General features: G+C 64.2%; 17 protein-coding genes. 8 read left to right on the top strand and 9 right to left on the bottom strand.

Features of this window, described 5'->3' with window-relative positions; translation table 11 throughout:
* Nucleotides 1-14 precede the first annotated feature (14 nt).
* The 5 genes from RLDS_RS37175 to RLDS_RS37155 all read left to right on the top strand — a co-directional run bounded on the left by RLDS_RS37175 (nucleotide 15) and on the right by RLDS_RS37155 (nucleotide 3,444).
* On the top strand, nucleotides 15-347 hold the full coding sequence (locus tag RLDS_RS37175) for a hypothetical protein (RefSeq protein WP_021225546.1): 333 nt from the start codon (nucleotides 15-17) through the stop codon (nucleotides 345-347).
* A complete protein-coding gene (locus tag RLDS_RS37170; protein WP_021225545.1) occupies nucleotides 344-568 on the top strand; it encodes a hypothetical protein in 225 nt (74 codons plus the stop codon). The genes RLDS_RS37175 and RLDS_RS37170 overlap by 4 nt, the downstream gene beginning before the upstream one ends.
* Before the next feature lie 106 nt (nucleotides 569-674).
* Nucleotides 675-1,604: a DUF808 domain-containing protein gene (locus RLDS_RS37165; RefSeq protein WP_021225544.1), complete on the top strand. Its 930-nt coding sequence runs from the start codon at nucleotides 675-677 to the stop codon at nucleotides 1,602-1,604.
* Between the two features lie 55 nt (nucleotides 1,605-1,659).
* Nucleotides 1,660-3,033, top strand: a complete 1,374-nt coding sequence (locus tag RLDS_RS37160) for an MATE family efflux transporter (RefSeq protein WP_021225543.1) — start codon at nucleotides 1,660-1,662, stop codon at nucleotides 3,031-3,033.
* Nucleotides 3,034-3,123: 90 nt separating this feature from the next.
* Nucleotides 3,124-3,444: a WYL domain-containing protein gene (locus RLDS_RS37155; RefSeq protein WP_031297835.1), complete on the top strand. Its 321-nt coding sequence runs from the start codon at nucleotides 3,124-3,126 to the stop codon at nucleotides 3,442-3,444.
* A 46-nt stretch (nucleotides 3,445-3,490) separates the two neighbouring features.
* On the opposite strand, the gene RLDS_RS37150 is transcribed toward RLDS_RS37155, so the two are convergent.
* The 4 genes from RLDS_RS37150 to RLDS_RS37135 form a co-directional block, all read right to left on the bottom strand.
* The gene (locus tag RLDS_RS37150) at nucleotides 3,491-4,261 is read right to left on the bottom strand and encodes an ABC transporter permease (RefSeq protein ID WP_021225541.1); all 771 of its coding nucleotides are present in this window, start codon (nucleotides 4,259-4,261) and stop codon (nucleotides 3,491-3,493) included.
* Nucleotides 4,258-5,190, bottom strand: a complete 933-nt coding sequence (locus RLDS_RS37145; protein WP_021225540.1) for an ABC transporter ATP-binding protein — start codon at nucleotides 5,188-5,190, stop codon at nucleotides 4,258-4,260. Before RLDS_RS37145 ends, RLDS_RS37150 begins: the two co-directional genes overlap by 4 nt.
* Nucleotides 5,191-5,256: 66 nt before the next feature.
* Nucleotides 5,257-5,880 carry a class I SAM-dependent methyltransferase gene (locus tag RLDS_RS37140; protein ID WP_021225539.1) on the bottom strand — a complete coding sequence of 208 codons (624 nt, stop codon included), beginning with the start codon at nucleotides 5,878-5,880 and terminating at the stop codon, nucleotides 5,257-5,259.
* A gap of 90 nt (nucleotides 5,881-5,970) precedes the next feature.
* Nucleotides 5,971-6,864, bottom strand: a complete 894-nt coding sequence (locus RLDS_RS37135) for a LysR family transcriptional regulator (protein WP_021225538.1) — start codon at nucleotides 6,862-6,864, stop codon at nucleotides 5,971-5,973.
* A 140-nt stretch (nucleotides 6,865-7,004) separates the two neighbouring features.
* Between RLDS_RS37135 and RLDS_RS37130 the strand changes: the two genes are divergently transcribed.
* Genes RLDS_RS37130 through mmsB form a run of 3 tightly spaced genes read left to right on the top strand, consistent with a single transcriptional unit; the run spans nucleotide 7,005 to nucleotide 10,197 of the window.
* Nucleotides 7,005-8,150 carry an acyl-CoA dehydrogenase family protein gene (locus RLDS_RS37130; protein WP_021225537.1) on the top strand — a complete coding sequence of 382 codons (1,146 nt, stop codon included), beginning with the start codon at nucleotides 7,005-7,007 and terminating at the stop codon, nucleotides 8,148-8,150.
* Nucleotides 8,151-8,182: 32 nt separating this feature from the next.
* Nucleotides 8,183-9,268 (top strand): enoyl-CoA hydratase/isomerase family protein, encoded by a 1,086-nt coding sequence (locus RLDS_RS37125; protein ID WP_031297833.1) that lies wholly within the window; start codon nucleotides 8,183-8,185, stop codon nucleotides 9,266-9,268.
* A gap of 44 nt (nucleotides 9,269-9,312) precedes the next feature.
* Entirely contained in the window at nucleotides 9,313-10,197 is an 885-nt protein-coding gene (mmsB, locus tag RLDS_RS37120; protein WP_021225535.1) for a 3-hydroxyisobutyrate dehydrogenase, read from the top strand.
* Between the two features lie 14 nt (nucleotides 10,198-10,211).
* Here mmsB and RLDS_RS37115 read toward each other — a convergent pair whose 3' ends face one another.
* The 5 genes from RLDS_RS37115 to folE form a co-directional block, all read right to left on the bottom strand.
* The gene (locus RLDS_RS37115; RefSeq protein ID WP_031297832.1) at nucleotides 10,212-11,423 is read right to left on the bottom strand and encodes a dipeptidase; all 1,212 of its coding nucleotides are present in this window, start codon (nucleotides 11,421-11,423) and stop codon (nucleotides 10,212-10,214) included.
* 14 nt (nucleotides 11,424-11,437) lie between these two features.
* Entirely contained in the window at nucleotides 11,438-13,810 is a 2,373-nt protein-coding gene (locus RLDS_RS37110; protein WP_021225533.1) for a TonB-dependent receptor, read from the bottom strand.
* Between the two features lie 193 nt (nucleotides 13,811-14,003).
* Entirely contained in the window at nucleotides 14,004-14,783 is a 780-nt protein-coding gene (locus RLDS_RS37105) for an enoyl-CoA hydratase-related protein (protein WP_031297830.1), read from the bottom strand.
* Between the two features lie 87 nt (nucleotides 14,784-14,870).
* Nucleotides 14,871-15,710 (bottom strand): SDR family oxidoreductase, encoded by an 840-nt coding sequence (locus tag RLDS_RS37100; protein WP_021225531.1) that lies wholly within the window; start codon nucleotides 15,708-15,710, stop codon nucleotides 14,871-14,873.
* Complete coding sequence (folE, locus tag RLDS_RS37095; protein WP_021225530.1) at nucleotides 15,707-16,312, bottom strand: GTP cyclohydrolase I FolE; 606 nt, start codon at nucleotides 16,310-16,312, stop codon at nucleotides 15,707-15,709. Before folE ends, RLDS_RS37100 begins: the two co-directional genes overlap by 4 nt.
* Nucleotides 16,313-16,396 lie beyond the last annotated feature (84 nt).

Here is a 16,396-nt window from a genome sequence, read left to right as displayed (position 1 = left end):
GACGTTCGACAGGCATGGAAAACCGCCCCCTCATCGAACGGCTCGCGCGCCATCTGGCGGCGGATCAGCCCGAAAACTGGCCTGCCCGCGTGGAGGACGCCGCGAGCATCCTCGCGATCCTCAAGGAACCCGACGCGACGATGCGCGAAGCGGGCGACGGGTCGGCCTGGGCGGCGATGATCGACGCCGCGCTGCGCGAGCGCTGGTCGCTGGAGCAGACGGCGTCCGAGACCGAACCACCGCTGGGAACCGACGAGGAAGGCGACATGCGCCTGACGCCCGATGCCGTCAGCCATGACCGCGCGGACTGGGTTCATGTCCATAACGAAAAGGAGACACGATCATGAAGGGGCTGTTGAAACTGGGGATCGTCACGGGCTTGGGCTATTTCGCGGTCAAGGGCTGGCGCGACTGGATGGGTGGCGGAGAGGCCGATGACCGGGGGCCAGTCGGCTCCTCGGGCGTCGTGCGCGACGCTGGACCGCAGGGCGGCGAACCGGGCTGGGACAAGGTCGACGAGCAAGTCGACGAAAGCTTCCCGGCCAGCGATCCGCCGGGCAATTTCTGACCCGGCTGCTCAAGCGATGAGGCCCATTGCCCCCCTGCGCGCCGCCCAGTAAGGAAGCGGCCGGACAGGCGGCGACTTTGCCACCTGCAACAGGGGATTTTCCATCATGCCTTCGGGTCTGATCGCGCTGCTCGATGACGTGGCGGGCATCGCCAAACTGGCGGCGACCTCGCTTGACGACGTGGCGGGCGCAGCGGGCCGCGCCGGCTCCAAGGCCGCAGGTGTCGTCATCGACGACACCGCCGTCACCCCCAATTATGTGATGGGCCTCAGCCCCGATCGTGAACTGCCGATCATCTGGCAGATCGCCAAGGGATCGCTGCGTAACAAATTGCTGTTCCTGCTGCCGGCCGCGCTGCTGCTGTCGGCTTTTGCGCCCTGGCTGCTGCCCCCGCTTCTGATGGCGGGCGGCGCGTTCCTCTGCTTCGAGGCGGTCGAAAAGCTGATCGAGGCCATGGGCAAGGGCCATGACGTGGCGCAGGAGGCGATCCAGACGCACAGTTCCGCCGAACTGGAACAGCAGAAGGTATCGAGCGCCATTCGCACCGATTTCATCCTATCGGGTGAGATCATGGCCATCTCGCTCGGCACGGTGGCGAGCGAGCCGATCTGGGAGCAGGCTGTTGTCCTTGTCGTCGTCGCATTGCTCATCACGGCGGGCGTCTATGGCGTGGTCGGGCTGATCGTGAAGATGGACGATATCGGCCTTCATCTGGCGCAACGGACATCGGCCGCCACGCAGGCGCTGGGCCGGGGCCTTGTCCGGGCGATGCCGGTGCTCATGTCGGTGCTCGGCGTCGTCGGCACCGCCGCTATGCTATGGGTCGGCGGCGGATTGATCGTCCATGGTCTGCACGAATTCCACCTGGATATGGTGCCCGGCGCCATCCATCATCTGGCCGAGGCGGCGGCGCATGCGCTTCCCGCCGTGGGCGCCGCCGCCGACTGGATCGTCAACGCCATCGGCGGCGCGATCGTCGGGCTTGTGGTCGGCGGCATCATCGTCGCCGTGCTGCACCTGTTCAAGAAGCATTGACGCCATATTTTTGAGGGGTTGAGCGGACAAACCCGCATCTTCGCCAGACATCGCCATGACATCCGCCCAACCTTGGCGCGCCGAAGCCCGCGCCCTGATCCTGCTGGCCCTGCCGATGATCGCGGGCAATATCGCCTGGTCCGCCATCGCCGCCAGTGACCTGCTGCTGCTCGGTCGCCGGGGTGCGGAAAGCGTCGCGGCAGGCGCGCTCGCCATCAACCTGTTCCATGCCCTGCTGATCTTCGGCATGGGCCTTGTCACCGCCGCCTCCCCGCTGATCGCCAGCGAACGGGGCCGCCGCCGCCACAGCGTGCGCGACGTGCGCCGCACCGTGCACCAGACGCTGCGCGCCGCCCTTTTCTTCGTGATCCCCTCCTGGGTCATCCTCTGGCATTGCGAGGCCATATTGCTGGCGCTGGGGCAGCAGCCGGATCTGGCGCGCGGCGCGGGCGACTTGATGCGCGGCCTGCAATGGGCGCTGCTTCCCTTCCTGGGCTTCACCACGCTGCGCAACTTCATCGCCGCGCTGGAACGACCGGTGTGGGGCCTTGTCATCATGCTGGCGGCGATCCCGTTCAATGTCGCGGCGGGCTGGGCGCTGATCTTCGGCCATCTGGGCTTGCCGGCGCTTGGCCTGTTCGGGGCCGGGCTGGCCAGCACCCTGTCGTCCAGCTTCCTGTTCCTCGGACTACTCGCTGTGATCCTGATCGATCGGCGCTTCCGGCGCTATCGGCTGATGGGCCGTTTCTGGTCCGCGGATCGGGAGCGGCATCGCCAGGTCTGGGCGCTGGGGCTGCCCATCGCCATCACGCTGGGCTTTGAAACGAGCGTGTTCAACGCGTCGGCTTTCCTTATGGGACTGATCGGCCGGGATTCGCTGGCCGCCCATGCGGTCGCGATCCAGATCGCCGCGCTCGTCTTCATGGTGCCGATGGGCATTGGCCAGGCCGCGACCGTGCGCGTCGGCATCGCTTATGGACGTGGCGACCGGGCCGGCGTCGGGCGATCGGGCTGGCTGGCGCTGGCGATCGGCACCGGTTTCGCCTTTGGCGCGGCCGCTTTGCTAATCCTGATGCCCCGCACGCTGGTATCCGCCTTCCTCGACCTGTCGGACCCGGCCAATGCCCGCACCATAGGCCTGGCCGTCAGCTTCCTGGCCATCGCGGCCCTGTTTCAGCTGGCCGACGCGGCGCAGGCTGTCGGCGCGGGCGTCCTGCGCGGGGTGCAGGACACGCGCGTGCCGATGGTCTTTGCGCTGATCGGATATTGGGTGGTCGGGATTGGCGTTGGAACGCTGCTCGCCTTTCCCTTCAAGATGGAAGGCGTCGGCATCTGGCTCGGCCTTGCGAGCGGCCTTTGCGCTGCGGCGGTGCTGCTGGTCGCGCGCTGGAGCCTGCGCGAACGGCTGAACCTCCTGCCCCGGAATTGAACGGTTCGCCGCGACGATTGCACGGAAGGAAATGGTGCGGCGCACAAAGCAATTGAAAGAATCGCGAAAATCCGTCAGGGAATGCCCATCATGCAAGCCCCGACCGAGATTTTTGAAGCGATCGCGCTCCAGAAGTGCCTGAAGGTGACCTATAACAAGATGGTCGTCACCCTCGCCCCGCACATTCTTTATACCCGTCATGACGAGATGTATATCGACGCCGTGACGACCGACCGCGACGGCCGCCCGCCGCGCGAGCTGAAGCTTGGCACGTTCAAGTTGGCGGGTCTGTCGGATATCCAGGTGCTCGATGAGACGTTCGAGGCGATGTATGGCCTCTATAATGACGGTGATGACAAATATAAGGGCGTCACCCTGTTCGCCGTCGCGCCGGAAAGCGCCGCCGCCTGATCCGATCGACGAAGGGGAGCGATTGGCCGCTCCCCTCCCCCAGCCCTTATTTCTTCAGCCGGTAGCCTGACCGGAACATCCAGCCGATGATGCCCAGGCACAGCGCCAGCATCCCCGCGACGAAGATCAGGCTGAACTCGATGGCCACGTCGCCCTTGCCGAAAAAGGTCCAGCGAAAGCCCGAGATCAGATAGACGATCGGGTTGAACAGCGTGATCGTGCGCCATGGTTCGGCCAGCATGTGGACCGAATAGAAAGCGCCGCCCAAAAACGTCATCGGCATGATCAGCAGCAGTGGAATGACCTGCAACTGCTCGAAACTTTGCGCCCATATCCCAAGGATGAAGCCGAACAGGCAGAAGCTGACCGCGATGAGCATCATGAAGGCGACCATCGCCAGCGGGTGCATGACCTGTATGTCGACGAACAGATGCGCGGTCAGGAATATGATCCCTCCCACGATCAGCGACTTGGTTGCCGCCGCGCCGACATAGGCGATGATCGTTTCGGCGGCGGACACCGGCGCGGACAGGAGTTCATAGATGGTGCCGGTGAATTTGGGCATGTAGATGCCGAAACTGGCGTTGAAGATGCTTTCGGTGAACATCGACATCATGATGAGGCCGGGCACGATGAAGGCGGCATAGGGGATGCCGTCAATCTCGTTCATGCGCGACCCGATCGCCCCGCCGAACACCACGAAATAGAGCGAGGTGGTGATAACCGGCACCAGCAGGCCCGTCAGCAGCGTGCGGCGGAACCGGTGAAGCTCGAACTTGTAGATGGCGGCGATGGCGCGCAGATTATGGATGCTCATGCGGCCTTCTCCTGATGGACCAGGCTGACGAAAATATCCTCCAGACTGCTCTGGCGCGTGTTGAGGTCCTTGTATCCCAGGCCCAGGTCGCCCAGACGCCGCAACAGCGACGACACGCCCGTCCGCTCCGCCTGCGCGTCGAACACATATTCGATCTCCTGCCCTTCGGCATGGAGGCTGAGGTCCCAGTCCGAAAGCTCCGGCGGCAGCGCGGCGATGGGATCGACCAGCACGATCGTCAGCGTCTTCTTGCCCAGCTTCTTCATGAGCGTGGTCTTTTCCTCGACCAGCATCAATTCGCCCCGGTTGATGACGCCCACCCGGTCGGCCATTTCCTCGGCCTCCTCGATATAATGGGTCGTCAGGATGATGGTGACGCCGGTCTGGCGCAATTCGCCGATCAGCTTCCACATGTCGCGCCGCAATTCGACATCGACGCCCGCCGTCGGTTCGTCCAGGAACAGGACGCGCGGCTCATGGCTCAGCGCCTTGGCGATCATGACGCGGCGCTTCATGCCGCCCGACAACTCCAATATCTTCGCATGGCGCTTGTCCCACAGGGACAGGTCGCGCAGGATTTTTTCGACATAGGCGTCGTTGCGCGGCTTGCCGAACAGCCCGCGGCTGAACGTCACGGTGTCGATCACCCGTTCGAACTGGTCGGTGCTCAATTCCTGCGGCACCAGTCCGATCGCACTGCGCGCGCCGCGATAATCCCGCACGATGTCGTGCCCGGCGACCTGCACCGTCCCGCCGGTCGGCCGCGCGATGCCGCAGATGATCGAAATCATCGTCGTCTTGCCCGCTCCATTGGGGCCGAGCAGCGCGAAAATCTCGCCTTCCTCGATCGAAAGATCGACGCCCTTGAGCGCCTCGAAGCCCGACGCATAGCGTTTGGTCAGGCCGCTTATGTCGATAATGGATGCCATGACAGGCGGTCCCCCTTTTCGCGTTGCGGCGAAGATAGGAGGCCGATGGCCTTATGCAACCTATTGTCAGCGGCGGAAGAACCGGAAAACGGTCGCGGGCGGGAAGTTACGGACGGTATGCCCGTCGCGCACCACATCCAGCCCCAGCGTATCGAGTATCTCGCGGTTGACCGGCGGGCGCATCGAATAGGTGAACTGCACGAAACAGCCGCCCGGCCGCAGCATGCGGAACGCTTCGGACAGGATATCGGCATGGACATGGCGGTCCATCGCCAGCAGCGGCAGGCCGCTTACCACGACCTGATAGTCGCCCGGCTCGCCGGCCGTCGCCGTGGACACGATCTGCGCTGGCGTTTCCAGCACCGAAACCGAGGGAAAATGACGCCGCAACCCGCTTGCGAACGCCGGGTTGATCTCCACCACTTCCAGATGATCCGCCGGCAGTCCGGTTTCCAATATGGCGCGCGTGAACACGCCCGTTCCGCCGCCCAGTTCCAGCACTCGCCCACCGGCAGGGTCGATCTGTTCGACCATCAGCCGCGCCAGATAGCGGCTGGACGGCACGACCGAGGCGGTCTGCCGGGGCTTCTTCACCCAGGCGGCCAGGAAATCCAGATATTCGGTGGCGCGCGTACGCAACTCGCTGTTGGGCAAGGCGATCGCCCGGCTGCGCTTGGACCTATGCTGCATGGGCGAAATGCGACCGCTCTCTATCCATCGCGACTCCCTTAGCGGGGTCGTGCGCCCGCGTCGATCAGCTTTCGCCGTGCTGGCGATGGATCATGACGCAGGACGCTGCCCGCTCAGCAGGTCGACCCGTTCCTGCAACCAGTCGGCGACCGCGCCGATCCGCGCCAGATGGCGCAGGTCGCCATGCATGACCAGCCAGAAGCTGCGCGTGATTTCCACCGTGTCGGTCATGATCGCGGTCAGCGCCGGATCGCGCCGACCGATGAAATCGGGCAGCACGCCGATGCCCGCCCCTTCCGCGATCATCCGCTGCTGCATGTTGATGCTGGTCGCGCGCAATTGCGCCTCCAGCCCCGCCTCCACCTCGTCCAGATAATCCAGTTCGGGCGAGAAAATGAATTCGGGCACATAACCCACCAGCACATGCCGGCGCAGGTCGCTCGATGCGGCCGGATAACCCATCCGGTCCAGATAGGCGGGCGCGGCATAAAGGTGCAGGCGATAATCGCCCAGCCGCCGCACCGTCAGCCGGCCGCGCTGCGGGCGCGCCAGCATGACCGCCATGTCGGCTTCCCGGTTCGATGGGTTTAGGAAACCCGATGCCGTCACCAGGTCCAGCCTTATGCCGGGATGCCGCCGGTTGAACGCGCCCATGCCCGGCGCCAGCACCCATGTTCCGAACCCTTCGGCAACCGACAGGCGCACCTGCCCGCTCAGGCGATGTTCCTGCCCCTTCACCTCCTCCATCGCCGCCAGCGCCGCGCTTTCGGCCCCTTCGGCATGGCGCAGCAACGCCTGCCCGCTGGCCGTCAACGTCCGTTCCCCCCCGCCCATTTCGAACAGGTCCGCACCCAGCGCCTTTTCCAGCCGTGACAGCCGCCGCGCGATCGTGGTCGCGTCGATGCCCAGCGCGCGTGCGGCAGGCGCGATCTTGCGCGCACGGGCGACCGCCAAGAACACGCGCAGATCGTCCCAGTCGAACATCGACACTCCCGGCAAATTTGCAGCATATTGATGCACAACTTCCCCATTGCTGGCAAGGATGCGGCATTGCTACAGGCGGCAAAGACGAAGATCATGGCGCGCAGACCGACATGACGGAACAGGCGCGGAGCTAGGAGAGCATGACCCAATTTGATCTGACCGAAGACCAGCGCGCGATCCAGGACATGGCGCAGCGCTTCACGGCCGACGCCATCACCCCCTTCGCCGCCGAATGGGACGACAAACATATCTTCCCGCGCGATACGATCAGATCCGCCGCAGAGCTTGGCTTTGGCGGCATCTATGTGTCGGAAGCGTCGGGCGGCATCGGCCTTGGCCGGCTGGAGGCCGCGCTCATCATGGAAGCGATGGCCTATGGCTGCCCGTCGACCAGCGCCTTCATCTCGATCCACAACATGGCGGCGTGGATGATCGACCGCTTCGGCAGCCAGACGGTCAAGGACAAATATCTGCCCTCGATGATCCCGATGGATCGCATCGGCAGCTATTGCCTGACCGAAGCGGGATCGGGATCGGACGCCGCCGCGCTCAAGACGCAGGCCGTGCGCGATGGCGATCATTATGTCGTCACCGGGTCCAAGCAGTTTATTTCGGGCGGCGGCGAGAACGAACTCTATGTCGTCATGGTGCGGACGGGTGAGGATGGCCCCAAGGGGATCAGTTGCCTCGTCATCGAAAAGGATATGGAGGGCGTCAGCTTCGGCGCGCAGGAACGCAAGCTTGGCTGGCATTCGCAACCCACGGCGCAGGTGAATTTCGACAGCGTGCGCGTGCCGGTCGACAATCTCGTCGGTGCGGAGGGCGAAGGTTTTCGCATCGCCATGATGGGGCTGGATGGCGGACGGCTCAATATCGGCGCCTGCTCGCTGGGCGGGGCGCAGCGCTGCATCGACGAAGCCGTGCGCTATACCAAGGAACGCAAGCAGTTCGGCCAGGCGATCGCCGATTTCCAGAATACGCAATTCATGCTGGCCGACATGCTGACCGAGTTGGAGGCCGCGCGGACCCTCCTCTATGCGGCTGCCGTCAAGGTGACGGAAAATGCGCCCGACAAGACGCGCTTTGCCGCCATGGCCAAGCGGCTGGCGACCGACACCGGATCGTCGGTGGTCGACCGCGCGCTCCAGCTGCATGGCGGCTATGGCTATCTGATGGACTATCCGGTCGAACGCTTCTGGCGCGACCTGCGCGTCCATTCGATTCTGGAGGGCACCAACCAAGTGATGCGCATGATCGTTGCGCGCGACATGCTGCGGCAGGGATGATGGCTGCAACGCCCCACCAGCAGGAGATCGACATGACGGACCCGGTGCTGACCTTCATCGAAAATGGCGTCGGCCGCATCCGGCTGAACCGGCCCAGGGCGATCCACGCGCTCACGCCCGAAATGTGCGTCGCCATCATCGACGCGCTGCTCGGCTGGGCGAAGGACGACAGCGTGGTCGCGGTCATGATCGACCATCTGCCCGCGCCCGATGGCGATCCCAAATTGTCGCGCGGCTTCTGCGCCGGGGGCGACATCGCCCTCATCGCCAACAGCGCGAAGACGGATTGCGTGGAGGCCGAACGCTTCTTCAGCATCGAATATCGGATGAACCATCTGTTGTTCGTCTATGAAAAGCCGATCGTCGCCTTCATGGACGGCATCGTCATGGGCGGCGGCGTTGGCCTGTCCCTGCCCGCGCGCTATCGCGTGGCGACCGAACGCACGACCTTCGCCATGCCCGAAACAGGCATCGGCCTGTTCCCCGATGTGGGCGGCGGCTGGTATCTGCCCCGGCTGCCGGGGCGCGTCGGCGCCTGGCTCGCCGCGACCGGGGCGCGGATCGATGGCGCCGATTGCGCCGCTGTAGGCATCGCCACCCATTATATGCCGTCCGAAGCGCTGGACGCGGTCAAGGCGCGTATCCTCACCAATCCGTGGGACCTGACGCTCGTGCTCGATGCCGCCAGCGCCCAGCCGCCAGCGTCAAAGCTCGTCGCGTCGCGCGCCGACATCGACCGGCTGTTCGCGTCCGACACCGCCGAGGAGATCGTCGCGGCACTGGAAGCCGACGGCGGCGAATGGGCGCAAAAGCAGCTATCGACCCTGCGCACCAAATCGCCCCAGACGATCAAGGTCGCGCTGCGCCAGTTGGTCGAAGGCGCGGCCAAGTCCAGCTTCGCCGACAATATGGCGATGGAATATGGCATCGCCTGCGCCGTCATCCGCCGCCCCGATTTCGTCGAGGGCGTGCGGGCGGTGATCGTCGACAAGGACAATGCGCCGCGTTGGAACCCGGCGACGCTCGAAGAGGTGAGCGACGCGATGATCGACGCGATCTTCGAACCGCTGCCCGCCGACAAGGGTTGGACGCCCCTGCCCGAAGTCGCCGACGCCTGATCCCCAACACCCCAGAGAGCCATAACCGCAGAGAGGATGCCGACATGACCCAGACGATCGCCTTCATCGGCCTTGGCAATATGGGCGGTGGCATGGCCGCCAACCTGCTCAAGAACGGCTATGCCGTGCGCGCTTTCGACCTGTCGGAAGAGGCGCTGGCGAGGGCCGAGAGCCATGGCGCGGTGCGCGCGGCCAGTGCCGCCGACGCCGCGACGGGGGCCGACGCCGTCGTCACCATGCTGCCGGCCGGCACCCATGTCGAGGCGGTCTATACCGGCGAGATATTCGGTGCGGCCAGGCCCGGCGCGCTGTTCCTCGACTGCTCCACCATCGACGTCGCCACCGCGCGGCGCGTCAGCGAAGCGGCCGTCGCCGCCGGGTTCGCCATGGTGGACGCGCCGGTATCGGGCGGCATTGCTGCGGCCAATGGCGGCACGCTCACCTTCATGGTGGGCGGCACGGATACGGCCTTCGACAGCGCCAGGCCGATCCTGTCCGCCATGGGCAAGGCGGTGATCCACGCCGGCGGCGCCGGCAATGGGCAGGCGGCGAAAATCTGCAACAACATGCTGCTGGGCGCGACCATGGTGGCGACCTGCGAAACCTTTGCCATGGCCAGGAAGCTCGGCCTCGACCCGCAGACCTTCTACGACATCAGCAGCGTGTCGTCAGGCCAGAGCTGGTCGATGACCAGTTATTGTCCCGTGCCCGGCGTCGGTCCGCAAACGCCCGCAGACAATGGCTATCAAGGCGGCTTTGCCGTGGGGCTAATGCTGAAGGACCTTAAACTGGCGGGCGCGGCGGCCGCGTCGGTCGGCGCGTCGGTGCCGATGGGCAACGCGGCCGAGGCGCTCTACCAGATGCTTGCGAACCAGGGAGAGGCCGCGCGCGACTTCTCCCTGATGATCGAGATGCTGGAGGGGAAATAGGCGCGAACGCGCGCCTATTGGGCTTTCCCCGCCTCCGCCGCCGCCAGCACGCGCAGGACATTGCCAGACCAGATTTTCTGGACGTCCGCCTCGCTGTAACCGGCCTTGAGCAGCGCGGCGGTGATCTTGGGCAGGTCGACGACATCCTCCATGCCGACAACACCGCCGCCGCCATCCCAGTCCGCGCCGATGCCGACATGATCCGGACCGACGACCTCCAGCGCATGGAGCATATGCTTCATGAAATCGTCAAAGCTCGGCCGGTCGGTATCGGGGTAGAGGCGGTCGATCTCCTGTCGCTTCGCCAGCAGTTCGGCGCGCTTTTCCGCTGACAGTTTCGCGCCTTCGCGCATCTGGCCATAGAGCGCCTTCAATGCCTCCTGCCGCTGCGGGTTCGGCTTGGACGCGCGCAGATAGGCGCCATAGGCGTTCATCTGGATGACCCCGCCCCTGGCCGCCAGCGCCTTCAAATGCGCGTCGTCGATATTGCGCGGATGGTCATAGACCGCCTTGCAGCCCGAATGGGTGAGCAGCACCGGGGTCGTCGACAGTGCCAGCAGGTCGTCCAGCACCTGGTCGCTGCTGTGCGAGGCATCGGGCACGACGCCGATCCGGTTCATTTCCTTGAGCAATTCCTTGCCCAGCGGCGACAGGCCGCCAAAGCGCGGCTTGCCGGACGGGTCGGTCGAACTGTCGGCAAACTGGTTATGCGCGAAATGGGCAAACCCCACCACGCGGACGCCCATGGCGTAAAATGTGTCGAGCAACGACACATCCTCGCCCAGCGGATAGGCGTTTTCGATCGACATATAGACGATCCGTTTGCCCTTGGCGGCAATGGGCGCGGCATCCTTCGCCTCTGTCGCGAGCGCGAAATTGGCGGGATCGGCCGCCACCATATTGCGGATCGACAGGCCGCGCAGGATCGCAAAGTCACGCGCCTTGCGGAACCCTTCGATCGTTACCGGCCCCTGCGGCGTGTAGATCGCCCAGAAGCCGCCATCCAGCCCGCCCTTCTTCATGCGCGGCAGGTCGACCTGCGTGAAATCATGCAGCACGTCATGCTCTTCGTCGATCGACCAGCCGGGCAGATCGAGCGAGGCCGGCGTGTCGAGATGACTGTCGAGCGTCAGCAGCTTCTGATGCAATTGGTAGGTCTGCTTCGACACCACCGGTCCCTGCGCCATCGCTACCGCCGGGAGCAGCGCCATCAGCGCCGCCCCCATCCTCATCATCCGCATCAGATTTCCCCCGTCAGCGTGAACTGGAAGGTGCGCGGGCTGAGCGGGCGGAAGAAACCGTCGCCGGTCACCGACGAGGAAATATAGGACAGGGTATCCTTGTCGAACAGATTGTCGATGTTGAACCGCGCCTTCACGCTCTTGATCGGGCCAAAGGTCCAGCCGTCGCCAATGTCGACATAGGCGCTGAACACGGTAAAGCCAGGCACGCTCGACCCTGGCGTGTTGGTAAAGGTCGACCAGCGCTTCGAGGTATATTTGCCCGAGATATTGGCCACCAGCCAGCTGGCCGGCTCGATCGTCACGCCGCCGCCGACGATCCATTTCGCGCTGTCGGGAATATATTTGCCCGCAATCTCGATCGGCGTGGCGGCGGGAATGTCATCCTTGAACTTGGCGTTGTTATAGGTGACGTTGAGATTGCCATAGGCCAGCCCATTGAGGAAGGCGGGCTTGTAGGTGCCGCTGAATTCGACGCCATAGGCGCGCACCCGGCCGACATTCTGGTAAAATGTCTCGGTCGCCGCGCCGCCGCTGCCCGGCAGGATCGTCGTGATCGACTGGATGCGGTTCTTGAACTTCGTGTAATAGCCCGCGAGCGAAGCATAAAGCTGGCCCTGGTTGGTGCGGATGCCCACCTCCATATTGGTCGAACGCTCCGGCGCCGGCTGCGGCACTAGCGCGCCGCCGGCGCGGATGGCGGAATAAATGTCGTCCATACCCTTGGGCAGCGCCATATTCTCGGCATAGGAGGCAAAGACCTGGGTGTGGCCGTCAATCTTGTAGAGCAAACCCGCCATCGGCAGGAACATATCGCGATACTGGGCGCGATTGACGCTGGGGCCATAGCCCGGCACCGCAACGCCGCCCACCGTCAGATAATAGTCGGCAAAGTCACGATAACCATCATAGCGATAGTCCATCATCAGGCCCTTGAAGCCCAGGTCCAGCACCAGTTGCTCGTCGGCAAGCTTGAGCGTGTCCTTCAGGAATATCTGGAGCGTATCGCGCTTCGAGCGATAATCGCGCCGCAGATAGACAAGCTCGTCGAGCAGCGGCGCGCCATCGGGAGCGCCATCGACGGTGTTATAGCGCGCCTGCGTGCGATGATATTTGTCGACTTCCGCCCACATGCCGGTTTCGACCGTATTGACGCCCATCTCCCAGTGCAGCTTTGTCGTGATGCCATAACGGTCGCCGCCCACGCCCGACCGGCCAAATTCCACGCCCTTGGGCGCGGTGACGGGCAATCCGACAGCGGCCTGCGCGGTATAGCGGGCCAGCGAATTGGCATAGGTGTCAGGCGACACGCCATAGCCGCTCTTATCCTCCCAATAGAGGGTGGATTCGGCCCAGACGCCATCGGCGATCCCGGCATGGAAGGTTGCGCCATACAGCTTGTCCTTCCGCACATTGATGGCGAGGTTGTAGACCTGCGCATAATTGCTGTTGGAATAATAGACGCCCGGAACGGTCGGTTCAAAGCCCGGCGTCGTGTTCGGCACATTTTCGATATAGGCCGCGTCCCGGCCGCAACGACCTGCAATGTCCGTGGTCGTGCAATTATAGAGCGCACGCGACATTGATGGCGAATCATAATCGAAAAAGTCGTTCGACACGAATTTGAACCGCGCCCAGCTGTCTCCGCCCAGGTCGGCGTGGATCTGCCCTTCCCAATGTTCGCGATCGACCGAACCCGGCCCACGCCACAGGTCGGTGTCCAGCTTGGTGCGGCTGATATAGGCCTTGAACGGGCCGACGCGTCCGGTGCTGGCGCGAATGAAGGTGCGCTTCATGTTGAAGTCGCCAAAGCTCTGCGACACGAACAGGCCCATGTCCTCCTGCGGCGCGATGCTATTATATTGCACCACCGGCCCCAGCGTCGAATAGCTGGGCAAGGACACGTCGCCAGCGCCCACCGCTGCTTCCACGACGCCCAGATTTTCATTGTCGACATAGCGGAACACCGGACTGCCGCCAAAGGCGTCGCTACGACCGGTCGGGATGCCATCGACCACGAAGCCGATCTGGTCGAGGTTGAAGGCGCGGGTCTGGACGCTGTTGCCAAACTCATACAGCCCCAGCGCGCCATCGGTCTGGACGTTGAAGCCGGGCAGCTGCTCCAGCATCTTGAGGCCCGAAATGCCCGACGGCGCGGACAGCAGCGCCTCGCGCGTGACCGCGACGACGTTGCTGATCTTGTCCTCGCCGATCGCTTCCGACGATTGCGATACGCGCCGGCCCGTCACGGTGATCAGATCCTCGTCGGCAGGCGCCGGCTCCTGCGCATGCGCTGCGCTCAAGGCACCGGTGGCGCTCGCCAGCAACAAAGCGGCGCGCGCGGAACGACGAAGGGACAAACGGACGGACATGAAGAGGCTCCCTGGCTAGTGCGAGCCGATCAGGTGGCGCGACGATCCGCACCCCCTCTCCCATGGTCGCTGGCCGGGCCTTGGACGCGCCCACCAGTCGTTTCAGTTGCCTGTTGAAACGAGGTTGGCGCGCCGAGCCGCTATCTGTCCGTCATAAATGTGTCCGCTGTTGCATCATGGCAACAAAATCGCCTCAGCGCCCCTTCCAGACGCCCGCGCGCTTTTCGACAAAGGCGGTCATGCCTTCCTTCTTGTCCTCGGTCGCGGTCAGGATCTGGAACAGCCGCCGTTCGGTCAGCAGCCCCTGCGCCAGCCCGGTTTCGAAGGCGATGTTGACCATTTCCTTGTTCACCATCGTCGCCATGGGCGGCATGGATGCAATCAGGACCGCGTCCTTGATCGCTTCATCCAGCAACTGTGCCGCCGGCACGATGCGGCTCACCAGACCCGCACGCTCGGCTTCTTCGGCACCCATCATCCGGCCAGTGAGGCACAGGTCCATCGCCTTCGCCTTGCCCACCGCGCGGGCCAGCCGCTGTGATCCGCCCATGCCAGGCGCGACGCCCAGCTTGATTTCAGGCTGGCCGAATTTCGCCGTGTCGGCCGCGATGATATAGTCCGCCATCATCGCCAGTTCGCACCCGCCGCCCAGCGCGAAGCCGTTGACGGCTGCGATCCACGGCTTGCGCGTGGCAACGACGCCGGTTTGCCAGCCGGAAAAGAAATCCTCCAGGAAAAAGTCGGCCGCCGGTTTGTCGACCATTTCCTTGATGTCGGCGCCTGCGGCAAAGGCCTTTTCCCCGCTGCCGGTCAGCACGGCGCAGCGCTGCGTCGCATCCGCATCATAGGCCGCGAAAGCCGCAGTCAGGTCAGCCAGCACCTGGCTGTTGAGCGCATTGAGCGCCTGCGGCCGGTTGAGCGTGATCAGCGTTACCGCGTCGCGCTGTTCCACCAGGATCGTTTCATAGGTCATCGCCATCTCCCTTATCTATGTTCAGGACCGCTTTATGGCGGTGCGCCGCGGATCGCCAGCCTTCACCCCCTCGCATTTGTGCCAATGTCACCGGCACAGATGCATGAAATCGCGCTCATAGCTTTTGAGGTGCGCGCCGCCATCGACGTAGAGCGTCTGCCCGGTGACGGCGCTTGCTTCCGTCAGATAAAGGACCGCCTGCGCGATCTCGTCGGCCTGCGGCAGGCGGGCGAGCGGCATCATCTCGCCCAGCCGTTCCATCTGCGCCGCGTCATAATCGGGCGTCGCGATGGTCAGGCCCGGCGCGACCGCATTGACCCGCACTCTGGGCGCCAGGCTTGCCGCGCTGGTCCGCGTCAACCCGGCCAGCGCCAGCTTTGAAAGCGTATAGGCCAGCTGGTCGCCATGAGGATGGTCGATCCGCTGGTCCAATATGTTGATGATGCACCGGTCGACCGCACCGGCAGGAACGGTCGCAAACGCCTTGGTCAGCATGACCGGCGCCGCGCAATTGACGGCATAATGGCGCATCAGGTCATCGGCGGTGACGGATTCCAGCCGATCCTGGCCGAACATCGCCGCGCTGTTGACCAATATGTCGGGCGGCCTTCCGAAACGCTCGGCGACCTTCGCCACCAGTTCCTCCGCACCTTCGGGGTCGGCGAAGTCGACGACGAAGCCGTCCCATTCCGTCCCCTCCTCTTCCAGCGCCAGCGCCAGGTGGGAATCCAGCCGCGTGTCATGGCTGCCATGGATCGCCAGCGAATGGCCGGCCCGCGCCAGAGCAGCGGAAATGATCCCGCCCAGCCGCCGGTGCCCGCCCGTCACCAGTGCCAAGCGCTTGGCCGCCAGCGGCTTGCCCACCGGCTCCGCATCGGCCCGTGCGCGCCCCAGCGGGCGATATCCCGTTTCCTCCGGCTCGATCATGCGCCGATAAGCTTCAACACTTCCTCGCGCGATTTTTCGTCATCGCGAAAGACGCCCAGCATGCGGCTCGTCTTCATGATGACATTGGGCGTACGCACGCCCCGCCCGGTCATGCAGCCATGAGTCGCTTCGATGACGACCGCGACCCCCTGGGGCTTCAGATGCTCCTGGATGCAATTGGCGACTTCGGACGTCAGCCTTTCCTGCACCTGCAACCGGTTGGCATAGGCGTGGAGCACGCGCGCCAGCTTGGAAATGCCAACGACATAGTCGCCGGGCAGATAGGCGATGTGCGCCTTGCCCACGATCGGCGCCATATGATGTTCGCAATGCGACTGGAACGGTATATCCTTTAGCAGAACGATATCATCATAACCGCCCACTTCGTGGAAGATGCGCGAAAGATGATAGGCCGGATCATCCCCATAGCCGCGGCAATATTCGCGCCAGGCCCGCGCCACGCGCTCAGGCGTTTCCACAAGGCCCTCGCGCTCTGGCGCATCGCCGGCCCAGCGGATCAGCGTGCGAATGGCCTCGCTGACCTCCGCGGGCACGGGTTCCTTGCCTGCCCCAACGGTTTCCGCGTCAATGTCACATGCCATGGGCTTTTGCCGCTCCTTTGCTTATCGGCCCCGCATATGGCAATTGGGGTCCAGCCTGACCAGTCCTTTCCACATACTGGACTT

Source organism: Sphingobium lactosutens DS20, assembly GCF_000445105.1.
GTDB classification, from domain to species: domain Bacteria; phylum Pseudomonadota; class Alphaproteobacteria; order Sphingomonadales; family Sphingomonadaceae; genus Sphingobium; species Sphingobium lactosutens.
This window is presented reverse-complemented; position numbering and strand designations above follow the sequence as displayed.

Bases quoted from the DNA above. Each gene is read 5' to 3' on its own strand.
- RLDS_RS37175 (WP_021225546.1), top strand. From the start codon at position 15: ATGGAAAACCGCCCCCTCATCGAACGGCTCGCGCGCCATCTGGCGGCG.
- RLDS_RS37170 (WP_021225545.1), top strand. From the start codon at position 344: ATGAAGGGGCTGTTGAAACTGGGGATCGTCACGGGCTTGGGCTATTTC.
- RLDS_RS37165 (WP_021225544.1), top strand. From the start codon at position 675: ATGCCTTCGGGTCTGATCGCGCTGCTCGATGACGTGGCGGGCATCGCC.
- RLDS_RS37160 (WP_021225543.1), top strand. From the start codon at position 1,660: ATGACATCCGCCCAACCTTGGCGCGCCGAAGCCCGCGCCCTGATCCTG.
- RLDS_RS37155 (WP_031297835.1), top strand. From the start codon at position 3,124: ATGCAAGCCCCGACCGAGATTTTTGAAGCGATCGCGCTCCAGAAGTGC.
- RLDS_RS37150 (WP_021225541.1), bottom strand. From the start codon at position 4,261: ATGAGCATCCATAATCTGCGCGCCATCGCCGCCATCTACAAGTTCGAG.
- RLDS_RS37145 (WP_021225540.1), bottom strand. From the start codon at position 5,190: ATGGCATCCATTATCGACATAAGCGGCCTGACCAAACGCTATGCGTCG.
- RLDS_RS37140 (WP_021225539.1), bottom strand. From the start codon at position 5,880: ATGCAGCATAGGTCCAAGCGCAGCCGGGCGATCGCCTTGCCCAACAGC.
- RLDS_RS37135 (WP_021225538.1), bottom strand. From the start codon at position 6,864: ATGTTCGACTGGGACGATCTGCGCGTGTTCTTGGCGGTCGCCCGTGCG.
- RLDS_RS37130 (WP_021225537.1), top strand. From the start codon at position 7,005: ATGACCCAATTTGATCTGACCGAAGACCAGCGCGCGATCCAGGACATG.
- RLDS_RS37125 (WP_031297833.1), top strand. From the start codon at position 8,183: ATGACGGACCCGGTGCTGACCTTCATCGAAAATGGCGTCGGCCGCATC.
- mmsB (WP_021225535.1), top strand. From the start codon at position 9,313: ATGACCCAGACGATCGCCTTCATCGGCCTTGGCAATATGGGCGGTGGC.
- RLDS_RS37115 (WP_031297832.1), bottom strand. From the start codon at position 11,423: ATGGGGGCGGCGCTGATGGCGCTGCTCCCGGCGGTAGCGATGGCGCAG.
- RLDS_RS37110 (WP_021225533.1), bottom strand. From the start codon at position 13,810: ATGTCCGTCCGTTTGTCCCTTCGTCGTTCCGCGCGCGCCGCTTTGTTG.
- RLDS_RS37105 (WP_031297830.1), bottom strand. From the start codon at position 14,783: ATGACCTATGAAACGATCCTGGTGGAACAGCGCGACGCGGTAACGCTG.
- RLDS_RS37100 (WP_021225531.1), bottom strand. From the start codon at position 15,710: ATGATCGAGCCGGAGGAAACGGGATATCGCCCGCTGGGGCGCGCACGG.
- folE (WP_021225530.1), bottom strand. From the start codon at position 16,312: ATGGCATGTGACATTGACGCGGAAACCGTTGGGGCAGGCAAGGAACCC.